Below are 24981 nucleotides of genomic sequence, written 5' to 3' on the forward strand. Positions count from 1 at the left end.
AGAATGGAAGCACATTCCATCTTTCATCCTGACCTGAAAATAGAAAATAATAAATCAAACAATAGAGAATAAGAGAAATCTATTATGGGCTATCAAACAGAATATAGAGGAATTGATTATGCTGCCGTTTTCCGTGAAATCTGGAAAAAAAAGATATTATACCTTATTGTTATGACATTGACAATCTTGTTGTCGAGTTTATATATCTTAAGCATACCAAGAACATATTCCTCAAGTACTGAATTTGCGCCGGAAATAGAAAGCAAAGGGGTTGGTGGAGGAAGTTTAGGCTCACTTGCTTCAACATTTGGTTTGGATATGTCTGCCTTGGAATCTTCAGATGCCATTACTCCTATGCTTTATCCCGACCTTATGGATGATAATGGTTTTATTGCAATGCTTCTTCAAACGCAGGTTCAAACAAAGGATAGTTCTTTCAGTGGCTCGCTTTATGATTATAAACGCACAGCAACCAAGACACCGTGGTGGAAAAAACAAATACAGAATATTATCAATAAAATCTCCAACAAAGAACCTGAAAAAGGAAAGTATAAAGTAGGAGCTCCCTTTGACGCGTATCGTTTGACAAAATTAGACAATGATATTATAGAAGGTATCAGAAGTCAAGTTACCATAAAAGTTGATAAGAAAACTGGTGCCATAACCATTAACACAGAAGACCAAGACCCTCTTGTTGCCAAGATTCTTGCCGACTCTACAAGAGAACAATTAAAGGTATTCATTGTAAAGTACCGTACAGACAAGGCACGCCGAGATGTTGAATATTATAAGAAACTGACTGATGAGGCAAAACATTCTTATGAAAACCAACGAAAAGAATATGGAATCTTTTCTGATACCAATACAGACGTAACCCTCCCAAGTATCCAATCACAAGGAGAGGATATGGAGAATGAAATGCAACTCCAATATAACAATTATAGTCAGCTAAAGAATCAATTACAATTAGCTCTTGCCAAACTGCGTGAACGCACCCCCGTATTCACTCAAATAAAAGGAGCGGCAGTTCCTGTCAAGCCTACTGGTCCGAAGCGAATGTTATTCGTACTGGGTATGACGGTATTTGCTTTTATAGTAACGAGTTTATTCGTCTTGAAAAATATCACACGGGCACAAACACAAGAAAAATAGTTCTTTAATCGGTAAATGGTAGAGAATAATAAAATAAGTAGCAATAAAAATACAGAAAAGAATATGAGGATAGCTAAAAACACTACCCTTATGTTCTTTCGTATGTTGCTGCTTACAATTATCAACCTATATACCGTTCGACTCGTCCTGAAAGGCTTAGGATTCATTGATTATGGAATATTCAACGCTGTCGCAGGTGTTGTTACTTCTGCTGGTTTCATCAGTGGCGTTCTTGCATTATCAATTCAGAGATTCTTCTCAATCGCATTGGGTCAAGGAGATAACAAACGCCTGAATAATATATTTTCAGCGAGTATGAACATCATCTTTGTTTTATGTATAGCTACCATTATACTATTTGAAACTATTGGGCTGTGGTTCGTCAGCACTCAAATGACAATACCACCTGAGAGATTAACGACAACTCTTTGCTTATATCATTGCTCTATTTTCGTTTTTATCTTCTCCCTATTACAGATTCCTTTTACAGCTGCTATTTTTTCTAACGAAAATATGGGAGTATATGCAGTATTGTCTACTATTGACAGCTTGCTACGATTGCTACTGGCTGCAATCATCACAATAGTAGACACTGACCACTTAGCATTTTATGGTTTCGGTCTGCTTGCTGAAGCGGGAATTATTTTAGGGATGTACGCATGGAGGGGTATGAAATATAAGGAATGTCATTACACAAAAACGAATGACAAGATCCTTTATCGCCAACTCCTCAAATTTTCCGGATGGACTATGTTCGGCTCATTGGCCAGTATGGGTATGAATCAAGGGAACACAATACTTATAAACGTATTTTTCGGCCCCATCTCCAATATGGCTTTTGGTATTGCAATGCAGATAAGCAATGCCTTTAACGCTTTGAGCAATAGTATGGTTTTATCGTTTCGTCCAGCAATGATAAAAGCCTATGCTAAGGACGATTTTCAGTATATACACCAATTATTCAATATTAGTAACAAGTTTCTGTATTACACATTGCTCTGCATCGGACTACCTATTCTCATAGAAATGGAAACCATACTCAAATTATGGTTAGGCAATGCTAATAGCGAAACTGTTCTTTTTGCACGATTGATGATTATCTTTATATCTTTGTTAGCACTCAACAACCCAATTACTATCATAATAGAAGCTACGGGCAAAGTAAAAGAATATCATATAGTCGTTGAAAGTATCACACTACTAAGTTTACCTATCACATGGATACTATATAAATCAGGAAGTCCATCTTATGCTGTATTCCTTGTTATGTTGAGCATTTGCATCATTGCCCACATAGCCAGGCTATGGTGCTTGAAACGGACATTTAAGCCTTTTGCTTATTCACAGTATTCCATTGGATTTGCCTTTCCTGCTATTCTTATTACTGCACTAAGTGCTATGACGGCTGTTGTTTTCCAACAAATCACAACAGCTATTCTGCATTTTGTTCTAATGTTTCTCTTACTCCCTATCGTCGCTATTGGTCTTTCTTTTATATTAGGACTAAATAAAACAGAAAGGGCTATGTTATTACACCTATATCATAAAAAGAAAGCGTAATTATGTCAGAAGCATTATTAAACAATATACTTGCAATAGGATTTCTTTCTGTATGGGTAATCACACTTATTTGTTACCAATTCAGACGAAATATATGGGATGGAGGAAGTGCGATCATCACAGCATACATCATTTATGCGATATTCTCAATTCTTTCACTGAACGATCCACTCTTTTCAATAGCGTATAATCCGCTAAAAGTGTTCCCCTACATCTATCTGTATTTGATGATGATGATAGCACTAACTCCTTTAATTGTTGTCCATTACCGACCAACAAGCACCATACAACCTATCTATACACGCATATTAGGATTCATTAGTGTTATTATTTTGCTTAGTACCATTCTTATGATTCCAGGCATAATGAAGGATAGTGCCAACCTTGTTGATATTGTTGCCGACCCTTCAGCAGGAAAAGAGGCATATATGGAAAAAATAGAAGGAGTCGAAACTTCTGGAAGTGCCATTAGGAATCTTCCTGCAATCATATTCAACTCACTTAGCGACATTGCTATATTCATATTTTTCTATTATCTTACCTTAGAAAAGAAGAATAAGTTTTTCCTTTTCTGCCTATCAGCAGGCATCATTGCCAACTTCATTGTAGCCATTACACAGGGACAACGTTCAGGAGTAGCCTTAGCTGTCTTTACCATTATCGGAGGCTATATGCTGTTCAAACAATACATTCAAGCAAAAATAAAAAAGATATTTAGCATCATAGGAATAGCAGCAGCTATCTTAATCGCCATTCCATTCACGGCGATAACCGTAAGTCGATTTGGCGAGGATAGTGATGCATCAGGAACCATAGAAGGTTTCATCAGCTGGTATGTTGGACAAGGAAGTTTATACTTCAATAACTTTGGCTTAGATGCAGGAGGAACACGCAACGGAGACCGAACAGCAAATTTAATAAAGAGAATAATCGACCCTAAAACTCCCAAAAACTTTATGGAACGAAGGGACAAATATCACAACCTAAACATAGACGACCATTTCTTCACCACCTTTGTTGGTGATTTTACCATAGATTACGGCCCTGTTTATACGGTTGTTATATTTATTATGTTCAATTTACTCATTATCGTTCTTACACGAACACGTGGATCTTCAATCAAACTCCGCCAACTTCTCCTTCTCTACTTTGTCCTCTGCATCAACATGCAAGGAGGGATGTATCTTTTCTCCTATTCAGATATCGGTGGTAATCTAAGAATTATCAACTTCATATTACTCTATACCTACTTACTGTATCACGAGAAATTAGAAGATACTTTCCCAAAAGAAGCAACAGCTATCACAAAGAAAGAATAATTATTTTATATATCAATAAGAGAACCCAATGAAAGCAAGAGTCATAGCATATTACCTCCCTCAGTTTTATCCTATTCCAGAGAATGATGAGGCATGGGGACCTGGCTTTACAGAATGGATAAATGTAGCTAAAGCCAAGCCACAATTCCGAGGTCATTACCAACCACACATACCTGCCGACCTCAGTTTTTACGACCTTAGAGTGCCGGAAGTTAGAGAAAAACAGGCTCAAATGGCTAAAGATGCAGGTGTTGAAGGGTTTTGTTATTGGCATTATTGGTTTGGCAATGGAAAAATGCTGCTTCAAGATGTTTTTCAAGAAGTATTAGCTTCAGGTAAGCCTGACTTTCCTTTCTGTCTTGCGTGGGCCAATCACGATTGGACTACAAAGACATGGAAGAATGATGGAAAGAAAATGATGATAGCAAAACAGACTTATCCCGGTGAAAAAGATTATATTGCTCATTTCAACTATGTACTACCTGCTTTCAAAGACCATAGGTATATAACAATAGACGATATGCCAATATTCCCTATTTTCGATCCGTATGCATTCCAAGACATAACCAATTTTATACAAAAGTGGCAAGAACTTGCAAAAATGAACGGATTAAAAGGCATATATTTTATTGCTATTATCAATTCAACAACTACTATGCAACGTAAGGAAGATGGAAGCATAGAACGAGTACTTCCTAATCTAAACTCAAGCAAAAAGGTGTATGAAGATATATTAAGTTTAGGATTTCAAGGTATAAACTCCATTGGAAAGTCTCGTGCAGAAATGATTACCCAAGGTAAATTTCTCCGTATCTTATCAATGGTTGCACATAAAAGGCTACCCTTCTTACCTTCTCTTAAATACAATTACCCTAAAGTAGTGAAGAATTTCTTTGCACCGGAAGATTCGTGGTCCAATGTTTATCCTACCATATTGCCACAATGGGACAGAACTCCACGAGCAGCTAACAGTGAAGGAATCTATATTAACGCAACACCAGAGAATTTCAAAACTCACATCAAAGATGCATTAAAATTTATTGATGGAAGAGATGAACAACATAAAGTTCTTTTTCTTCGTTCATGGAATGAATGGGGAGAAGGAAACTACGTAGAACCTGATTCTAAATATGGACATGGTTTTCTTGAGGCTTTAAAAGACACTATCATATAAAAACATCTGCAATGTACGATATACCCATATTATTTGTAATATTCAAGAGAAAGGACATCGCTCTGCAAAGCTTCCAACAGATTAAAGCAATTAAACCTCAAAAGTTATACATTGCGGGCGATGGTGCACGTAACAATGTTATAGGCGAAGCAGAGAAAGTTGATGAAACGCGACAGTCCATTCTCAATGATATAGACTGGAAGTGTGATGTTCATACACTATTCAGAAACAACAATGTGGGCTGCTCTGAAGGTGTACATAGTGCTATTAATTGGATGTTTGAAACCGAAGAAATGGGAATCATTCTCGAAGACGATTGTATTGCCGAACCGACATTCTTCCCCTATATCTCCGAACTACTGCATAAATATAAAGACGATTATCGCATTGGTATGATTGCAGGAACTAATCCTATCGAAAACTATCTAATGCCTCACTCTTATTGCTTTTCAAAATATGCGGCTTGTTGGGGATGGGCAACATGGAAGCGTGCGTGGACGCAAATAGATATAAAAATGAGATTTCTACTTTCTGCCCAAGACAAAAAGAATATACTACAAAACCGTGGATATCAAGCAAAAGAGAAACAACACTGGCTATTCCAAATCGATTACATCAAAAAAGCAAGGGTTTCTGCTTGGGACTGGCAATGGTATTTTTCTTTAGCAGCACAAAATCAACTCTGCATTTTCCCACAAGTGAATCTAATTTCCAATATTGGGAACGATACAGAGGCTACCCATACCAATGGAAATGATATATTCATAAAAAGCAAAGCGATTACTTCTCCCCTATCCCACCCTCGGTATATTGTTCCTGACGATACTTTTGATAGAGAATTTTATCGGAAAGACAACACGCTGCTCAACAGAATAAAGAGAAATATTCCCTTTAAGCTTAAAGAACAAATTAAGAAAATAATTAGATAATTTTATGAAACTAAAGATAAAAACAGGCAATGGGGTTTATAGATACAAATTCGTCCCCATCTATCCGGGAATCAAACCCATAAATAAAACCATTGCATTCGAGAATCTGCTGCTATTGAAAAAAATATGCGATGCAAACAACCTACATTTTCTTCTTTACTATGGCACACTATTAGGTGCTATCAGAGAGAAAGATTTTATCACACACGATGAAGATATTGACCTTGCTCTCAAGCTAGAAGATATGCCACATTTTCTTGACCTTTTATTTGAATTACGAAAAAATGGATTTGAGATGGCAAGATACGAGTCCCGTGGTTTTATGTCCATTATCAGAAAAGGGGAATATATCGACCTTTATTTCTTTGGTATCTACCCAAAGCACAATGACCGTCGCTACTGTGCCCGTGATGTGCTTCCAAAAAAATTCATCGAAGATACAAAAAACATAGAATTTAAAGGCGAAACTTTTGAGACTTGTGCCGACCCCGTTGGTTTTTTGGAACTCTATTATGGAGAAGACTGGAAGACTCCTCAACCATTTTTTGATTTCAACATGTCAAAACTAACAAAGTTCAAGATGTTCCTCTCACAATACATCAAGGCACTCCTTCCTCAGTCAATTGTAGAAACATTGCAAGCTAAAAGAGATGCCAAATACCTTGATCGATTAGAAACGGAATCTGCATCTAAAATTTAAAATACAGAAATAGTGTTATGAAAGTCTATCTTCTGTCTTTGTTTATGTCCATCTGTATTCAGCTAACTGCTCAAGACAAGATTTTCACTATCAATCCCGGAGAAGATATTGAGAAACGATGGATTGAAGCGACGACTTATTTCCAAAGATACCAAGATTCAAATGTTGCTCTAATATTCTCACAGGGTACTTATAGCATTAGAAATGAGCTCAAGCTGTCAAACATTCGTGGTAAAGGTTCTTTCCAAATAATAGGTTCTCCATCAGGAAGTGTTGCTATATATGGCAGCATCGATATCAGTAATTTCAGCATTGTCAAGAATATTGGCAATTCTTTTCTGCTCAAAACAAAACTTAACGAAGAACTTATCAACAAGTTTAGTGAATTAACATCCGATTATAATCGCTTAGAATTATATATGGATGGACAGCGTATGAACGTCGCACGTTATCCTGACGAAGGATTTATCACTATTACGGATGTAACAGGTATAACAGAAACAGAGAATGGAGCGTATAAAGAAGGATTTATCAAATACGAAGACAAGATGCTAACTCATTTGTCGTCAGATTCCTATCTAAATGGTTTTTGGAACTATGACTGGGATGCCACCTATCAGAAAGTAGAGGAAATAGATAAGCAAAACAAAATCATCATACTGGGAGACAGCCATTACGGCTATCGTAAGGGAGGACGCTTCTATGCACTCAATGCTTATGACTTTCTCAATGTTCCCGGAGAATATTATCTTGACAAGTCTACGGCTACCCTCTACATTGTCTCAAATCATAAAAATACTACCGTCCAAATTCCCGTCAATCAAGGATGGGCTATGCTTAATTTTGATAATTCCGAGAATATATCTGTTGAAGGAATTCGTTTTTCCTGTGGTTTAAATAGAGCTATAACAGCAAGCAACACGACAAATGTAAGAATCAAAGGATGTCATTTTTCGTGTTTCGGAGCCGACTGTCTGTATTTTACAAATTGTCAGAATAGTCTGTTTACAAATAATTATTTCAATGAGGTTTGCGAGAAGTGTATTTGGGTTTCTGGAGGAGACAGGAAAAACTTAATATCCTCTGAAACTGAAATAACCAATAATGTTTTTCGTAATTCCAGTCTCTACCATTTTACTTATGAGCAAGCTGTCAATTTCACAGGTTGTGGTCTTCACATCAGCCATAATGAATTTAGCAATATGCCGTCATCTGCATTATGGATAAGTGGCAATGATGCAATCGTTGAAAATAATCTCTTTGAAAATCTGGCTACAGTCTGCGATGACCAAGGAGGCTTTGATACCTATAAAGATCCTTCCTATCGTGGACTCGTCTTCAGACACAACTACTGGAGAAACATTGGAGGAAGAAATCGTGAAAAAGTTGCAGCTATCCGGTTAGATGACTTAATATCAGGCGTACTGATTGAAGATAACTTTTTCGAGCAATGTGGTTCAAAACAATACGGAGCCATAGAGGTCCACGCAGGTAAAGACAACATCATAAGAAATAATACTATCTTCAATTGTCCTTTAGCTATCAGTTTTCATAACTACGAAAACTATTGGCAGAATAGTATAAAATCGAAAGATATTCAGAAAAAAATATACGATGATGTCAATATAAACTCCAATGTTTACAAGAATAAATATCCTGAACTCAAACGGAATATTCTCCGAGGTGCAGACAGAAACATTATAAACGGAAATCTTATCGTCAATTGCGATAAAGTCTTCAGTTACAGACTCAATACCAATACGTTTACCCAAAATAAGATTATCAACACGACAACCAAACTACAACCAAACTTTCCATACGGACCAATAAATAATCCATACAAGCAATAAGGAAAGAGAAAATATTTGGTCTATAAAAAACTTCTTTGCCTTAAGTAAAATTAATGATACATACTTATTCAATAAGCAGCTATTCCAAGTAAAGACCTACATATCTCTCCAGTTTCCTTCCTTATCTACCATAATTTAAATTCAAATACTTTGTATATGTATTTCAACGAAATCAGCAAAGGGTGCGTAAAGATACCATTTGATTTACAGGCTCTTGTATCTTCTTTCAAAAGTTGATAATGGCTCCCTACTCCATTTGTACTTGCCCCTCCCATACGCATAGTTACAACATCTTTTGCAATATATTTATAAGTTATATGATTCTTTTTAAACAAGCGCACCATCATTTCAAAATCTGACCCAATTTTATAATCCAAACTATAAAGACCTGCCTTTTCGTAAACAGAACGACGCAAATAAAAAGAGGGGTGAGCGGGCATAAAACCAAAACGTAACAACGAAGGACGAAAAATCCTTGATGAATAATAACGCGCTATCTTACTTGGCTCATTCTCACGAATAAAATGTATATCACCGTAAACTGCATCTATATTTTTATCTGAAAACTCCTTGGCATAAGTTGAAAGAACATCTGAAGAAGTATAATAGTCGTCTGAGTTTAATATACCAACAATTTCTCCACTTGCCATTCTAATTCCCTTATTCATAGCGTCATAGATTCCTTTATCGCTTTCAGATATATATTTTAATCTATTGCCAAACTCTTGTATCTTGGATTTAACAATTTCCATTGTTTTATCCGTAGATCCTCCATCCACAATGATATATTCAATATCTTTATAATCCTGGCTTAAAACAGAATTTATCGTATCGGCAATGGTAGCCTCGCTATTAAAAGTTGCAGTTACTATTGATATTTTCATTATAGAATCTTTCTTTACGCAATATATAACGGCTTAAAGACTAAAATATTTTTATAGATGTAAAATATTATTTCCTAATTTACACAATAAAAGCAAGATTACAAAGTTATGTTATTAAACTAAAAAAAACATATCAAATCAGTATGCTTACATACATCATAGTTAGTCTTTTAGCTTTAATCCTGAGCAGCGTTTGCGGTTTTATCATTATTCCCCGCATTTTAAAATATTGCAAGGATAAGAATTTATATGATATTCCCAATCAGAGAAAAGTACATAAAAACGCAGTTCCTCGTTTAGGAGGTGTGTCTTTTCTGCCAAGTATGCTGATAGCAACGGTTATTGCTCTATTAGTTTGGTCGTATGCCTACAATGGCAAGAAAATTCAAATCAGTCCTTGGACTATCTATTTTGCATTGGGACTGGTTGTCATTTACACTATCGGACTTTTAGATGATATCTTTGGAGTAAAAGCAAAACATAAATTCTTCATACAGATTTTTGTATCTTCTCTCCTCCCCATTTCATCACTATACATCAATAATTTTTATGGATTTCTCGGTATTGAGCAAGTTCCTTTCTGGATTGGCGCACCACTAACAGTCTTTGTCCTTGTCTTCATAATGAACGCCATCAATCTGATTGACGGAATAGATGGATTATCTTCGGGTCTATCATTCATTGCACTTACCGGTTTCTTCTACTGCTTCTTTGTAGAGCAACTATGGGTTTACTGTATTCTCATTGCAGGACTGATGGGTGTCTTGATTCCATATTTCTATTTCAATATGTTCGGCAAAGCAGAGAACAACAAGAAGATTTTTATGGGCGATTCCGGTTCATTAACAATTGGCTATATTTTGGGCGTACTTCTCGTCAAGTTCTGTATGGATAATCCTCACGTAATGAACTATCGTAAAGAATCAATGTTCCTCTCCGTAACCTTATTGATAGTACCGGTATTTGACGTATGCAGGGTAATCATAGCACGAATAGTACACGGATATGGAATTTTCCGACCAGATAAAAATCATATACATCACAAGATGATGAGAATGGGCTTAACACAGCACCAAGCATTGGTTGCCATCATTGGATTGGCCATTTTCTTCATTGTGCTCAACAATGCACTTTTAGGCGTATTTAATATCACTATATTGATTTTTATTGATATTTTTGTCTATTCATTCTTACATCTGAGCATTATCAATCCCATAATAAAAAGGAAAGGCTTAAAGCCTTTCCAAGAAGTTTAGAACTTTATGAAATGAAGTTCGTTTTGTCCGTCATTCAAAATCAATTTATCATCATTTATAGATATTGTATAAGTGACGGACAAAGAATTGATGCCGTAAAACAAGAGGAGTGAAGGTTCTGTCAGCAATTCATCTCCATTTTCTCTATCATAACGATAGGGATTTTCAAGCACCAGTTTACTTCCCTCTTTCGCATAATGATACAAAATACTTGAATGTGTTCGGCTCTTATCCTCCAATTCTAAAAGTTTTCCCTGAAAAGACCAGAATATGCGCTGACTTCTGCAATCTGCTGTCCCGTCATAAGTTTTCTTTTCTGTCAAATACCACATTCCCTCCAACTCTTCCGGCGCATTATCCGTTTCAAAGAGTGAACAGGAAGCAAGTCCCAACATTGCGACAAGAATAGCGAACAATATTTTTATCTGTTTTATCTTCATAATCTCTATTCTATAATTTAAATATTCCGTTCTTCCTTATTGTTAATTGAAAACCGTGATTTATTCCACCTAATATTGCTCCAAAGTCTATACCGTAAGCTCCCGTTACAGTAATGCCATTGAGCCATTTCCTTGATTGATTATGAAACAGATAGGATGCTTCAGCCATCAAGCTCATATTATGATGAGATTCAGCGTATGGATTAGCATAACTTCCCCATCCTGTCTGATATGTTGCAAGGAATCTCCAGTTCAAAAACTCATTAGGATGCCCACCTAAACCTAAATGATAGGCAATGAAACGATTATTGTCGAAGACAATCGTACCATCTTCATTATATATTGGAGAACGATAAAGAGGATTTCCTATCGACTGTCCCCAATGTTGATTTCCTGTATAAATATAATGATTGTAAAAATCATCGTTACCACCAATATGATCGCCTATCGTCTGCGTATGATCGTGATAGATTGGACCACTTTGATATTTGGTATATACATATTCGAGAACAAAATCATTGATCCAGTTATCCGGATGATATTTATACTCTATTCCTAACAACCAATCTTTAAAGTCATACAGCAGATATTTCCTTTTTTTCTTAATCTGCCATTCCTCTCCTTCTCCATAACCATCATAATCGAGTTGGAACATAGAAGAATGGTCTTCAAAGAACTTGTCGGCATAAAATGAAATGGTGTTCCAGTCGCTTTTATGGCTTATTTTGGCAACCCAACTGCCAAACTGATTTCCTTCTGCGTTCTGATAAATTACTTCTCCCGGGTCAGCTCCTCCGGGAAAGAAAGCATTCCAAAAAGCCTTCAAGCCTGTCTCTCCCTTAGTTTCAAACATCATCCCATCATCATTCAGACGATACGACGTGCCACCAAACGTTGTTCCCATTTCCAAACCTAACTCCACAGACCAAGGGCAAAAGACATCTTCGTTGCCAATCTTGAGATAGCCGGCTTTTGAATGGTATAAAACATTATCGGCATATTTGGATTTACGACCGGTAAATTCGTGCTGCCAGTTATCATCCGTCATCATACCGTAAGCTATGTGCCCTTTCAAATGCAGCCATCCATTGAAGAATGGTAGCGTCCAGTATTCAGGCAACGACAGCCGAACCTGTGGAATCGGACGGGCATTGACACCCAATGTCTGCGAACCCGTGCTAAGTCTTGCATCCTTCAGTTCCATAGGATGCTGCTTTGCACCGATTGTCAGCATTCCGTGCAGCCATCTTCCTTCAACGTATGCCTGCTGAATCACAAAACTGCTCGTGTAGTTCACAGGCACAGCAACGTCAAGACCATAGCCCAATCCCCATTTTCGTCCTTCATCAACAACTATCGGGCGTTCCACAGAACCTCTCACATAGCCGTTTATCTTGTCGAGAGAACTCAAGCCATATTTATTGGCATTCAGCCACAACGGTGTTTTGTTGGCAGAAAAGCTCCCTTGCATTTCCACCTTATATTCTATGTTGCTCAATGCGCGCGAATGAGTTGTGTCTTTAGGGGCAGAATCAGGCATATTTGCCATTGCAGACAAAGCACACGCCACACCAAACACAAATAACAGATGTCGTTTCATACCATACATATTTATATAAGGAGCAAAGATAATAAAAAATGTGCGAACTACGGACATATCGCAAGCTCATTTTTGTTTTCAGAAACCCATAGACTGATTCAGCAAGTCATCTGCCATTCATATTTGCAGATTTACTGTCTGATTATCACTTACTTGCTATTTCTTGCAGCGTGGGCAGATACCTTTAATCATATAATTAATACTGTTCTGCGCATATCCTTCGGGCAAATCCACCTTTGGTATGGAGATTTCAGCCAGACAATAAGTTCTGTGGCACGATTCACAATAGAAATGCACGTGCATATCGTCGTCTTCGTCGTGATTGTCGCTCGTACAGAGTTCATAGCGCACAACATCATCGCCATCTTCTACCTGATGCACAAGATGATGTTCTCTGAAGAGGGTCAATGTCCTGAAGATATTGGACTTGTCTATCGTCTGAATCTTCACTTCCAGTTCCTTCATCGACATAGGAAACGTTTGTTTCGACAGCATTTCGGCTATCAGAATCCTGTTCGCAGTGGGTTTTACGCCGTGTCGCGTAAGTAAGTTGATAATATCCATAAAGTTCTATTCCTTCCCAAACAAGGGTGTGAGACCGTATTTTCTTTCCAGTTCCCTGTTCCGTTCTTTCATATTCTCAATAAATTCCTTGTATTCCTCGCTTTCAGGATTGAACGGACGATGTGCAAATGCTTCCTTGACGGGCTTCCATTCCCTGAGGAACTGTCTGGCTTGGGCTGAGAAATAAACTTCAACCAACCGTTCCCAAATGTATTCAACGGCTTGTTCGCTCGGATGAAGCATATCGGATTTATAGAAACGATAGTCGCGCAATTCGTCGTTGATAATCTCATAGGCAGGGAAATAAACTACTTCTCCCGAATACATACGCACCAGACGGTCTACTGCCAGAAGCAAAGTGGATTTCGACAATTGGCTCTCGTGATAGCCGTATTTGGCATATCGGATTGGGCTTATCGTAAGAATGATTCTCACGTTGGGATTATGCACCTTTGCAATCAGTATTGCCTGCCGAAGATAATCGCAACACGCATCGACAGTCAATGCCTCTTCGCTGAACAATCGCTGTGCCCGCTTTCTGCAATTATCCACTATCTCTCCCGTGGCTTTCTCTATGTAGACGTGGTTAGTACCTAACGTAATGACTACTGTATCGAAAGCCTCATCCATTTGTTCCACCGTGTGGAGAACCGAAGCCGGGTTATACATCACGCCAAAGGGATTTACCTTCGTGCGAAATCTCTCATCCACGAATCGCTGACCGATGTTATCGGCAAAGCAAGAACCCACGAACAGGATTCGTTCGCCTGACTGAATCTCGAAATCGGGCTTCGGTATGTCTACTATCGTTCTAAATTCCATAACCACAAAGGTAATGCTTTTCTATCGGAGTAACTTTGTTTTAAAATAATTTTATATTTTCCTGCGAACCGATTAACTTAAAAATCCATTATAGAGAAAAGCTCCAACTCTTCATTTAGACGAGTTGGAGCTTTCACATATACTGATTGTTTATTTCAAACACATATCCAATTCCTTGCAGATGGCTTCCTTGTCCATATTCTGACCGATGAAGACGAGTTTCTGCATACGGTCTCCATAAGGTTCTTCCCAGTCTTTCTGCAATTTCGGATTCTGTTTCAAGAACTCACGCAGTTCAAATTCAGGCATTGTAGCATACCATTGTCCGGCATTGCGGAGCGTTACCTGACGGCCTGCCTGCTCGAATACGTAGCAGATGTCCTGTTCGTTCTCGAAATAGCAGAGTCCCTTGCAACGGATAATGCTCTTGGGGAACTTGCGCGCCACGAAATCGTCGAAGAAATTAATGTCCATCGGACGGCGGCGATAGTAAACGAAGGTATCTATATTGTATTCCAACGCTTCCCCACTCTCTTCATTGTGCAAATGATGATGGTGGTGGTGATGTCCGTGAGCGTGCGCAGCGTGATGATGGTCGTGCTCGTGTTCCTCCTCATCGTGGTCGTGATGATGGTGTTCGTGCTCTTCCCCGTCTTCCTCGCCCTCAATGGCGGCAATCCAAGAAGCAGACGTAGCCACCTTGTCGAAATCAAATTCCTTTGTATCGAGGATTCTGTCGAAATCAACGTCGCCATAGTTGCATTCTATGATTTCCGCCTTCGGCTGCAACGCACGAACTATCTGCCTTACTTTCTCCAATTCCTCCGGACTGACGTCGTCCACCTTGTTCAACAGGATTATATTGCAAAATTCTATCTGCTGAATGAGCAGGTTCTCCAAATCATCTTCCTCAAGATTCTTCTTCAAAAGATCGTTGCCGGCTGAAAACTCGTCGCACATTCGACGCGCATCCACCACCGTAACAATAGAGTCGAGCACAGCCTTGCCGCCCTTTGCCATATCAGGATACATCTGTGGGTAAACGCAGATGGTCTGGGCAATCGGAGCAGGTTCGCAGATGCCGCTCGCTTCGATTACGATATAATCGAACTTCTTCATCTTTACGATTTCGTTGAGCTGTTCCACGAGATCCATTTTCAAGGTGCAGCAGATGCAGCCATTCTGCAATGCCACGAGCGAGTCGTCTTTCTGACCCACCACGCCATCTTTTTCTATCAAGTCAGCATCGATGTTTACTTCGCCAATATCATTCACAATTACCGCAAACTTAATGCCTTTATTATTTGACAGGATTTTGTTTACCAATGTAGTCTTTCCACTTCCGAGATATCCGGTAAGCAGAAGGACCGGAGTTTCATTATTATTCATATATTGTTACTTAAATTCTATTCAGAGGTTATGTTCTCGTTATACATACAAAGTTACAATATTTATGCCAAACAAAACTTTCTCTACTGAATGTTTTCAGCTTTTTATAGAAATAAATTTGCTATTCGGCGATTTATGCGTAATTTTGCACACCGAACAAGTGATGATATACGAATTTACAGATTACGAGAATTTTACGTTGATATGTTCGCTATCAGGAAACAACTCACTATATTTAAGGTTATACTCACATAAATTATTTCACGGATTTTTAAAAACAAGAAAATAGAATTAATAAGAAAATCGCATCCAAATCGCTGCACGCAGCTCGTAGACCTACGACCTCGACGTGCAGAAATGAATGCGAAACAAATCAGCATTATGAAAAAAATTACATTGACGGTTGCCGCATTGGCAACATTGACATTGACCTCGTGTGGTTCATTGGGAAATTTTGGCAATACTGGTACAAACAGTTCATCAACAGGGAATATCCTCAGCAGTATCTTAGGAAGTGCAACGAGTGGAGAAACCATCGGCAATATTCTCACTTCCGTTATCGGTTTAGACAAAATGACTGCAAACAGCCTTATAGGCACTTGGAAATATCAAGGTCCGGGCTGCGCCTTTACATCCGAAAATGCCTTGGCAAAGGCTGGCGGCGAGATTGCGGCGGCTGAAGTCGAAAGCAAACTTGCAGAGCAATACAGCAAAATCGGGTTCTCAAGCAGCAACACCTACTTCACATTCAATCCTGACGGAACATTCAAAACCAAGATTGACGGCAAGAGTTGGAGCGGCAAATGGACGTTTGATGAGAAGACACAGGCCGTAACACTCAGCGGATTGATAATCAATCTCACCTGCTATGCAAAGCGCAACGGCAATGGAATGAGCCTGTTGTTTGAATCCAAAAAGGTACTCACGCTATTGCAGACCATTGCTTCCGTAAGTGGGAACAGCGCATTGTCCACCATCGGCGACATTTCAAAGAACTACGACGGAGTAAGAATAGGTTTCGATTTGCAGAAATAAGCAATAACAGAGTTCGGGACTTATCCCGAACTCATAGGAACAAGGCTACAAGTGAACCAGTTTACAAGTATATTTGCCTCCGTATGTGCAGAATAACAATCGGCTATTGAGGCTTGAAATGATACTATTCATTGCAAATTTACTTTGTTCATTGGTTCACTTGTTCTTTTATATACCATACATCAAAATAGCGTATTTATCAAGTCCTGATTCAACCCAAATTCAAGCGATTTACAAGTAACCGAAAAATGGAAAACAATCTTCGCAAGATTGCCGTGCATTTTTGCGAAGAATGGAACGCAATCTTCGCAAAAATGAAAATCGTTTTTTGACACCTGATTTTCAACCACTTACAAACTACAAAGAAACAGCAACAAAAAATATTTTCTACCCTTATATGATTCCTACGTACTCGCTAAATCATTGTATGCAGAAATAAGACACAGGGGATAAGACTACGCCATTGTAGGGATTTTCCCCACAACTATTAGGCATTGCCCTTTGGCGATATGGATTTTATCCAGTAAATTTGCAATATAAAAATTGAACAAGAGTAGAAACATTTAAAAATATAAGGTTATGAAACGTCAGTATATAATGTTTACAGCAGCCCTTGCAATGACAATGGGACTTGCATCTTGTGGAACAATGTTTCTCGAAGGTGGTGCTTCAGCTCCGGTTTACACGAGCACGGTTTACGATGCTGGCTATGGCACGGGCTATGATGCTAACTACTCGCACTACGGTATCGGCTACGAGGATGCGCGCAGACAGGCTTGGTATCTCTCAGACAAGATGGCTTACGAGCTTGGATTGTCTGATGCACAGTTCGAGGCTATCTACGAAATCAACCTTGACTACTTGCTGAATATGCAGGGCGAAAGCTCTATCTACGGCGATTACTGGTATCGTCGCAACAGCGATATGTTCTATGTGCTCGATGCCCGTCAGTACAACTACTTCGTAAATATGGATTACTTCTATCGTCCGGTCTATTGGTACGATAACAGCTTTGCATTCAGCATCTACAACCGTTACGAAAATCCGAGATATTACTATCGTTCACGCCCTGTTTACTACGATACATACCGTGGAGGACGCAACCGTCAGCGCGACAGCTACTACGCAGGACGGTTCGGACAGCGCAACGGTCAGCCTATCGTAACCAACCGTATGGGAAACCAACAGGGATATGGCAATGGTGGCAGCCGAACCATCATTACTACGCCACAGAACAGTAATAGCGGATTCAACGGAAGCACCCAAGGCAGACCCACATTCGGCAATCAGCAGCGAGGCACGACAGGTGTTGTCGGAAGTGGTGTAAACCGCCCTAACACCTACAATGGCAATTCAACAGTAAATGCCCGTCCTTCTACCGTGCAGCCGCAACGCAGCACCGGTTCAAGCGACAGCCGTTTCGGAGGTTCACGTGGTGGTCAGACCACAACCACACGGCAGACAACCACTCAGCCGACACAGAACCGTGGCACTTTCGGAAACGCAAACAATCGTCCAAGTAATTTCAACCACCGTTCTTTCTCATCGGGTTCTTCTACTCGCCAGAGCACACCTGCCAACAGTAACCGTCCGTCGTTCGGTTCAGGTTCAACGCGCAACGTACAGCCGACACCGTCTTCCACGCCGGCAACCCGCTCTACGAGCACATCGGGAACAACGAATCGTGGTTCGTTCGGAGGACATAGATAACACATAAAAATCTTGCAGTCTCAGCCTCAACTATTCTTTACAAGGGTGTTGAAGCTGAGACTTTCCAACTCTTTAAATATGCGAATAACATCTCTGAATCGCTACAAAGTGGCATCAGCAATGGTTAGAGGTTTCTTCAACGGCTATTTCTTCGGACAGACAGATGCGAGAATGCCGGGTAGGAAGACCATCGAACCGAGAGAATACAAGCAGATACTGGCTGACAATTACAATACGTTGTCGGCTCATTTTGTATCTGTAATCTTCCCTGTTTTAATCCGCTTGAACTTTTCCGATGGCGAAGCCGTTGCTGCAGATATGCAGAAACGCAAGTTTTCCAACTCCACTTCGCCCAAGATTCTGCTGCGATATGCCTGCGGAACAAAGGCACTCTACGATGCAGTTGTAGCAGACTATCAGCGGCAGATGGGAAGTCTGCTAAACGGAAAGCTGCAACCGATAGCCGATTTCTTTACAGAATACGACAGAGGAAGCGAAGATGCCGAGGAAGTAAGCGTGGATTTGGCCATCCGTTCGGTTGTCCGTGTTCAGATGCTGGCATACGCAACGGGCATCAAGGCTGCAAACACAGAGGTGCAGAGCCTTTATCAGGGCACTGTCTACAAGCTGATGATTCACGGAATGATGGCATTGATGCACGAAGAACCCGTTTCTTTGGAAGGCGACAACCTTGAAATGATTTTCCGTCGTGTATCCCTTAATTCAGAAAACTTCGAGACATTGATGAACGAAATGAATCAGGCATACGAGGATTTGGCATAAAAAACCGGAGTTCGGGCTTAGTTCGAACTCCGGTATAATGAAATAAACTAACCTGTCTGAAAGTTGATGTAACCTTATTCAAGGTCGTATGTATTCCAACTTACGTTGTTTTCGTTGTATTTGTTCTTCGGCTGTCCCGGATTCTTTGGATAACCGACTACCACAGCCGCCATAGGCACGATGGCACCGGGCAGATTCAGCAAGTCGGATACAGCCTGAACGCGCTCCTGAAGTGGCCATACTCCCGTCCATACAGCACCAAGTCCTAATGCCTCCGCAGCCAGAAGGATGTTCTCGGTAGCAGCAGAAGCGTCCTGAACCCACATTTCGTTGGCTTCGCCTTCGATGGCTTTCTCCAAATCGCCGCAGACAACAATCATCAGCGGAGCTTCGGCAGCCATACTTGCATAGGGATTAATTTCAGCATATTTCCTGAGAATGTTCTTGTCTGTAACTACTACGAAGTGCCAAGGACGCTTGTCTGCTGCTGTCGGAGCAGCCATTCCAGCCTTGAGAAGTGTCATAATCTTCTCCTTTTCAACTTCCTTGTTCGTGTAGGAACGAATACTCGAACGCTTCATAATAGCATTGATAACTGCACTATCGGCAGTTTGCTCCGTATTTTCCTTTTCCTTACTGTCCGAATTACCGACAACAACAAATTTTGCACATACAAAAACGAGTGCTATTGCGAGCACGAGGCTCAAAAGATGTGATGCTTTCATTTTTTATACAATGTATTCTGATGTGTTTTATACTTTATTTTCTATCCTTTAGGCCACCATTCCCTATCCTTTATCTTCCGTCAATTTAAACAAAGTGCCCGTTGGGCAGACAAAACGGCAATATGGCCGTGGAATGAAGAACGAGAGTGCAACCACCACTATGCCCAATGCAAGAACAACAACCGATGCAGTCTGGAATATAAAGGCAGAAAACACCTCATAGTCCATCCATTCAAACAATACTCCCGACAGCATAAGAACCATAAGTACTGCAAAAAGTGCCTGACGCAAATAGCCGAGACGCTTGGTCAATTTCGCACTCATACGCCATTTTCTGTTCTTCGTTTTAGCTGCAAGGTCCTGAACAGAACCACAAGGACAGACGTGTGTGCAGTAATAGTTCTTTTTGCCGAACAACGGATATACAAAGGCCGTGATGAGCATTACAATCGGAATGAGGGAAACCCACACATTGATGCCACTCGACATAAAATTGACGAAGAGCGACCAAGAGAGAAAGGTGCCGCACCAAAAGCCCAGTACGACGACGTTGAGCACCAACTGGAAAGTACGGAAGCTCTTGTTTTTATAGAACAATGGGATGATGGCTGCCATCAGCACCACAATCAGCCCGATAACAGACTTCGCACTAAAATCCATCTTGCCAAGCAGCGAAGGCCTGCTCGCATTCTTCGATGCAAAAGCTAATCCCCGCTGCATATTTCCGATGATTCCGCGCGAAGAGAAAGTAGCTCCACTCACTGCATCAACTTTCATATCGGCAGCCTCCTCTACCGTTTTGCCATTCCATTTTGTGATGATAGCTTTTGCTTCCTCGAAGAAATCGGGCGTCTCGCTGTTATCAAGAGCCTTAACCTCCCTTATTTTCCCATCCTGAATGTATATCTCGAGCGGTATCTGACCACCATACCCCATAATATCCTTGCCCAATTCGGTCGTATTGATAACGATAGTGCCATCATCGAGCGTGTGCATCGTGTCGGCAACCGTCTTTGTGGCAGCAGCCGGCTGCACAGATTCCTTCAGTTCGTGTCCCCATATCTTGCCATCACGCTGAATAGCTGCCACCATCACTACGAGAATGCAGGTAATAAGTAGGATTATTTGTTGTAGTTTCTTCATTTATTGCTATCTGTTTTTTACCTTATAAAGCCTGATTCATTATAAAGAATGTAAAAGGCAACTCCAAAATGAAATACAAAAATACCGATTTTATCATAAATCCATCTTCCAATCACTTTATTCTTAGTGGTTTTTAACTATTGCTTTATGCCAAGATTCCTTGCAATACTGTTTAAATTGGAACGGCTATCAGACATTATCTCTCCTCAGTTTTCGCTATTGACAATCCCGCATTCTGACACATCGGCTTCATATAAAACAACTGTCAAGGACAAAATCATACATCCGCTATTCCATATTTTATAAACTACTGATAATCAACAGATAAGCATTCCGTTTCCAAACGTGCGAAGAATGTGTTGCAATCTTCGCAAAAATGCAATGCAAACGTGCGAAGAATGCGTTGCAATCTTCGCACGTTTAGAAATCGTATCTTTAGAACATCACTGTAATATTTGGTATTATGGTGGTTTTCGTGTAACTTTGCACTTATGATTGATACATCAGCCTTTCAGGGCAAAACTGCAAAATACTATACATTAGGATGCAAGTTGAATTTTTCTGAGACGAGCACCTTTGCGCGTATGCTGTCTGATATGGGCGTACGCGAAGCTAAAAAGGATGAAACGGCAGACATCTGTCTAATCAACACCTGCTCTGTAACAGAGGTTGCAGACCACAAATGCCGTCAGGCCATAAACAGAATGGCACGTCAGAATCCCGGTGCATTCGTAATTGTAACGGGGTGCTATGCACAGTTGGAAAGCGAAAAGGTTGCAAACATAATGGGAGTAGACCTTGTATTGGGAAGCAATGAGAAGGCAGACCTGATACAATATCTCAGCGATGCGTGGAACCAACCCAGAAACTTGAATGAAGAAGGCACGACGGAACACCGGCATATATTCCATTCCGTCAAGACAAAGGACATAAAAAAGTTCCAGCCAAGCTGTTCGCGCGGCAACCGAACAAGATATTTTCTGAAGGTTCAAGATGGCTGCAACTACTTCTGCACCTATTGCACCATCCCATTCGCACGTGGTTTCTCCCGTAATCCTTCCATATCTTCACTTGTCGAGCAAGCAGAAGAAGCTGCAAGGGAAGGAGGAAAGGAAATTGTATTGACTGGGGTAAACATCGGGCATTTCGGTGTTACGACAAACGAGAGGTTCATAGACTTGGTAAAAGCCTTGGACAAGGTTGAGGGCATTGAGCGTTTCAGGATAAGTTCGCTCGAACCCGACCTCATCGACGACGAACTGATAGAATACTGCGCGGCGTCAAGAGCATTTATGCCCCACTTCCACATTCCTTTGCAGAGTGGTTCCGACGAAGTTCTTAAACTGATGCACCGGCACTACGACGCGGCACTGTTTGCAAGGAAAGTGAAACTCATAAAGGAAAAGATTCCTGAAGCATTTATCGGAGTGGACGTAATGGTAGGCTGCCGGGGAGAACGGCCGGAACTCTTCGATGAATGCTACAAGTTTATCGAGGCATTGCCGGTAACCCAGCTGCACGTGTTCCCATATTCGGAACGCCCCGGCACGGCTGCGCTCAAAATTCCTTACATAGTAGACGACAGGGAAAAGAAGCACAGGGCACAGAAACTCCTGAAACTTTCAGACAAGATGACCTATGACTTCTACGCAGCACATATCGGACAGGAAGCTGAGGTGCTTTTTGAGAAGGCCGTCAGAGGAAAGGCTATGCACGGATTTACGAAAAACTACATCAGAGTAGAGCTTTCGCCTGCGCAGGTAAAGGAAGAATACGACAATCAGATATTGAAGGTAAAGCTCATTGATTTTAATTTTGACAAAACAGCTTTGAAAGTAGAACTATTATGAAAACAGCTATTGTAATTCTGAATTGGAATGGTCGGCATATGTTGGAAAAATATTTGCCGACAGTAATACAGCATTCGCCAGAAGCTGACGTTATAGTGGCTGACAATGCTTCCACCGACAATTCCATTTCTTGGTTACGAGAAAACCATCCTTCTGTGAGGATTATTCAGTTAGACAAGAATTACGGCTTCGCAGGTGGCTACAACAAAGCCTTGGAACAGGTGGAAAGCGAATATTACCTGCTGCTGAACAGCGATGTAGAGGTTACGCCGGGGTGGCTGAAGCCGTTGCTCGAAAAGATGGAAGCCGATAAAGAAATCGCAGCCTGCCAACCAAAGCTCCTATCCATATATAATAAGGAGAGCTTTGAATATGCCGGCGCGTCTGGAGGACATCTGGATAAATACGGCTATCCGTTCTGTCGTGGAAGAATCTTCGATACCCTTGAGGAGGATAAAGGACAATACGACAATGACGAAGAAATCTTTTGGGCAACCGGTGCCTGTCTGCTGATTCGCTCATCGGCATACCGGGAAGCAGGAGGACTTGACGAGAGATTCTTTGCCCACAACGAAGAAATTGATCTTTGCTGGAGATTGCATCAAAAAGGCGGAAAAGTCTACTGCTTTCCACAAAGCAAGGTTTATCATTTGGGCGGGGGAACATTGCCAAAGTCAAATCCCCGAAAGACATTCCTCAATTTTCGCAATAACCTGACAATGCTATGGAAGAATCTTCCTGAAGAGGATTTGAAGAAAGTGATGCGTACCAGATTGTTTCTTGATTATCTGGCAGCATTCCAAATGCTCATCCTTCAGAGAAATTACAAGGATTTCAGGGCAGTAATTGAAGGAAGACGCGCATTCAGGAAATGGAGAAAAGATTTCAAAAGAGTAAAAGGAAACAAGGTTTCACTCAATGACAAACGCAAAAACTACTCCATACTTTGGCAATACTATGCAAAGAAATGTAAATACTATTCAGATATCAACTAATATTTTTGTGTATTTTTGACAAATAAGAAGCGAAAACTATATTCTATTTAAACTTTTTTGGCATTTATTTTTGGAGTATAAATATTTTTTAGTAGTTTTGCAGTTGTTAAGGGGATATTTGATAATAACTATTTTTAAGTGAGAAAACTATATTACATATTATTTCTATTCACACTCTTGTGTTTCGGTTGTCAGCTAAAGCTGACGACTGAGGATGAAAACGCATCTGCTTCTCTCCTCACAATAGAGCGTTTCGATAGATTGGAATACCGTTATCTCACTACCGGCGACTTCTCCGCACTCCAGCAAATGAATACGGAATATCCCATTGAAACCCGTACATTGATAGAAGACGTTCTGAAGATTGGAGATGCTACTTCACAGGATATCAACACACGCTTCCTGAAATTCTATCAGGACACTACATTGCAGGCTATGGTTACGGCCGTTGAAATGGAATATGCCGAAATGGACGATTTGAACAAACAGCTGAACAAGGCGTTTGAAAGACTGAAACATTTCATTCCTAATATAACTATCCCGAGAGTATATTCTCAGATTTCGGCTCTCGATCAGAGCATTGTCGTCGGCAATGGAACAATAGGTATTTCGCTGGATAAGTATCTCGGCGAGGATTATCCGTTGTATCAGAAGATTTACAATGCTCAGCAGAGAAAACAAATGACAAGAGAAAACATTATGCCTGACTGCCTGTCGTTCTATCTGATTGGAGAATATCCGTTGGAGAACTTCGGTTCAAGGCCACAGTTGGAGCGTGATTTACACATAGGTAAGATTCAATGGGTAGTAAATCAGGCATTAGCCAAGAATGTTTTTCAGAGCAAATATGTAGATGCCGTTGAACGATATATGCACAAAAACTCTAAAACATCGTATGAAGAGTTGTTGAAAATGAGAGACTTCTCAATGTTCAACATTTCGGAATAAATAAAATTCTGCCCTGCTCCTCTTATATAGATTTATAAGCAGGTTAGAATTTACACTATTTTTACCCTATCGAAAGAACGCCTCGCAAATTATCTGGCAGACAAATCAAAAAACAAAGATTCCAAACGTGCAAGAGCGTGATGTATTCTTCAC

Annotated in this window: 22 protein-coding genes; 14 read left to right on the forward strand and 8 right to left on the reverse strand. The window is 40.2% G+C overall.

The genetic code is table 11. The features are described 5' to 3' along the window. The first annotated feature begins 84 nt into the window (after positions 1–84). The 7 genes from P150_RS0114195 to P150_RS0114225 all read left to right on the forward strand — a co-directional run bounded on the left by P150_RS0114195 (position 85) and on the right by P150_RS0114225 (position 8684). Positions 85–1152 (forward strand): chain-length determining protein, encoded by a 1068-nt coding sequence (locus tag P150_RS0114195; RefSeq protein ID WP_028898275.1) that lies wholly within the window; start codon positions 85–87, stop codon positions 1150–1152. A 63-nt stretch (positions 1153–1215) separates the two neighbouring features. Further along, positions 1216–2712, forward strand: coding sequence for a polysaccharide biosynthesis protein (locus P150_RS0114200; protein ID WP_231477617.1), 1497 nt, complete (start codon positions 1216–1218; stop codon positions 2710–2712). 2 nt (positions 2713–2714) lie between these two features. After that, positions 2715–4031, forward strand: a complete 1317-nt coding sequence (locus P150_RS0114205; protein WP_028898277.1) for an O-antigen polymerase — start codon at positions 2715–2717, stop codon at positions 4029–4031. A 28-nt stretch (positions 4032–4059) separates the two neighbouring features. Beyond that, complete coding sequence (locus P150_RS0114210) at positions 4060–5205, forward strand: glycoside hydrolase family 99-like domain-containing protein (RefSeq protein ID WP_028898278.1); 1146 nt, start codon at positions 4060–4062, stop codon at positions 5203–5205. A gap of 11 nt (positions 5206–5216) precedes the next feature. After that, positions 5217–6134, forward strand: coding sequence for a hypothetical protein (locus P150_RS0114215; protein ID WP_028898279.1), 918 nt, complete (start codon positions 5217–5219; stop codon positions 6132–6134). A 4-nt stretch (positions 6135–6138) separates the two neighbouring features. Beyond that, complete coding sequence (locus P150_RS0114220; RefSeq protein WP_028898280.1) at positions 6139–6834, forward strand: LicD family protein; 696 nt, start codon at positions 6139–6141, stop codon at positions 6832–6834. Between the two features lie 17 nt (positions 6835–6851). Continuing rightward, positions 6852–8684 carry a right-handed parallel beta-helix repeat-containing protein gene (locus tag P150_RS0114225; protein WP_028898281.1) on the forward strand — a complete coding sequence of 611 codons (1833 nt, stop codon included), beginning with the start codon at positions 6852–6854 and terminating at the stop codon, positions 8682–8684. Positions 8685–8809: 125 nt separating this feature from the next. Here P150_RS0114225 and P150_RS0114230 read toward each other — a convergent pair whose 3' ends face one another. Then, complete coding sequence (locus P150_RS0114230; RefSeq protein ID WP_028898282.1) at positions 8810–9568, reverse strand: glycosyltransferase family 2 protein; 759 nt, start codon at positions 9566–9568, stop codon at positions 8810–8812. A gap of 143 nt (positions 9569–9711) precedes the next feature. Here P150_RS0114230 and P150_RS0114235 point away from each other — a divergent pair, with 143 nt between their 5' ends. Continuing rightward, positions 9712–10824: an MraY family glycosyltransferase gene (locus P150_RS0114235; RefSeq protein ID WP_028898283.1), complete on the forward strand. Its 1113-nt coding sequence runs from the start codon at positions 9712–9714 to the stop codon at positions 10822–10824. Here P150_RS0114235 and P150_RS0114240 read toward each other — a convergent pair. The 5 genes from P150_RS0114240 to P150_RS0114260 form a co-directional block, all read right to left on the reverse strand. Beyond that, positions 10821–11264, reverse strand: a complete 444-nt coding sequence (locus tag P150_RS0114240; RefSeq protein ID WP_036932240.1) for a lipocalin-like domain-containing protein — start codon at positions 11262–11264, stop codon at positions 10821–10823. The two genes, P150_RS0114235 and P150_RS0114240, sit on opposite strands and share 4 nt — an antisense overlap. A gap of 10 nt (positions 11265–11274) precedes the next feature. Continuing rightward, complete coding sequence (locus P150_RS0114245; RefSeq protein WP_028898285.1) at positions 11275–12864, reverse strand: capsule assembly Wzi family protein; 1590 nt, start codon at positions 12862–12864, stop codon at positions 11275–11277. Positions 12865–13020: 156 nt separating this feature from the next. Continuing rightward, positions 13021–13428 (reverse strand): Fur family transcriptional regulator, encoded by a 408-nt coding sequence (locus P150_RS0114250; protein ID WP_028898286.1) that lies wholly within the window; start codon positions 13426–13428, stop codon positions 13021–13023. 6 nt (positions 13429–13434) lie between these two features. Continuing rightward, positions 13435–14250, reverse strand: a complete 816-nt coding sequence (locus tag P150_RS0114255) for a GSCFA domain-containing protein (RefSeq protein WP_028898287.1) — start codon at positions 14248–14250, stop codon at positions 13435–13437. Positions 14251–14400: 150 nt separating this feature from the next. Further along, positions 14401–15639 (reverse strand): GTP-binding protein, encoded by a 1239-nt coding sequence (locus P150_RS0114260; RefSeq protein ID WP_028898288.1) that lies wholly within the window; start codon positions 15637–15639, stop codon positions 14401–14403. A gap of 381 nt (positions 15640–16020) precedes the next feature. Here P150_RS0114260 and P150_RS0114265 point away from each other — a divergent pair, with 381 nt between their 5' ends. From P150_RS0114265 to P150_RS0114280, 3 genes are all read left to right on the forward strand, one after another. Continuing rightward, positions 16021–16674: a DUF4923 family protein gene (locus tag P150_RS0114265; protein WP_028898289.1), complete on the forward strand. Its 654-nt coding sequence runs from the start codon at positions 16021–16023 to the stop codon at positions 16672–16674. Positions 16675–17253: 579 nt separating this feature from the next. After that, a complete protein-coding gene (locus P150_RS0114275) occupies positions 17254–18384 on the forward strand; it encodes a hypothetical protein (RefSeq protein WP_028898290.1) in 1131 nt (376 codons plus the stop codon). Positions 18385–18462: 78 nt separating this feature from the next. After that, positions 18463–19167 carry a hypothetical protein gene (locus tag P150_RS0114280; RefSeq protein ID WP_028898291.1) on the forward strand — a complete coding sequence of 235 codons (705 nt, stop codon included), beginning with the start codon at positions 18463–18465 and terminating at the stop codon, positions 19165–19167. 74 nt (positions 19168–19241) lie between these two features. Here P150_RS0114280 and P150_RS0114285 read toward each other — a convergent pair whose 3' ends face one another. Both P150_RS0114285 and P150_RS0114290 read right to left on the reverse strand, forming a co-directional pair. After that, on the reverse strand, positions 19242–19892 hold the full coding sequence (locus tag P150_RS0114285) for a nitroreductase family protein (protein ID WP_028898292.1): 651 nt from the start codon (positions 19890–19892) through the stop codon (positions 19242–19244). A 63-nt stretch (positions 19893–19955) separates the two neighbouring features. Beyond that, the gene (locus P150_RS0114290) at positions 19956–21035 is read right to left on the reverse strand and encodes an FMN-binding protein (RefSeq protein WP_028898293.1); all 1080 of its coding nucleotides are present in this window, start codon (positions 21033–21035) and stop codon (positions 19956–19958) included. Positions 21036–21526: 491 nt separating this feature from the next. Between P150_RS0114290 and mtaB the strand changes: the two genes are divergently transcribed. From mtaB to P150_RS0114305, 3 genes are all read left to right on the forward strand, one after another. Further along, positions 21527–22885 carry a tRNA (N(6)-L-threonylcarbamoyladenosine(37)-C(2))-methylthiotransferase MtaB gene (gene mtaB, locus P150_RS0114295; protein ID WP_028898294.1) on the forward strand — a complete coding sequence of 453 codons (1359 nt, stop codon included), beginning with the start codon at positions 21527–21529 and terminating at the stop codon, positions 22883–22885. Next, complete coding sequence (locus P150_RS0114300) at positions 22882–23880, forward strand: glycosyltransferase family 2 protein (RefSeq protein WP_028898295.1); 999 nt, start codon at positions 22882–22884, stop codon at positions 23878–23880. Before mtaB ends, P150_RS0114300 begins: the two co-directional genes overlap by 4 nt. Positions 23881–24018: 138 nt before the next feature. Then, positions 24019–24828, forward strand: coding sequence for a gliding motility protein GldB (locus tag P150_RS0114305; protein WP_028898296.1), 810 nt, complete (start codon positions 24019–24021; stop codon positions 24826–24828). Positions 24829–24981: the final 153 nt, after the last annotated feature.

Source organism: Prevotella sp. HUN102, assembly GCF_000688375.1.
GTDB lineage: Bacteria > Bacteroidota > Bacteroidia > Bacteroidales > Bacteroidaceae > Prevotella.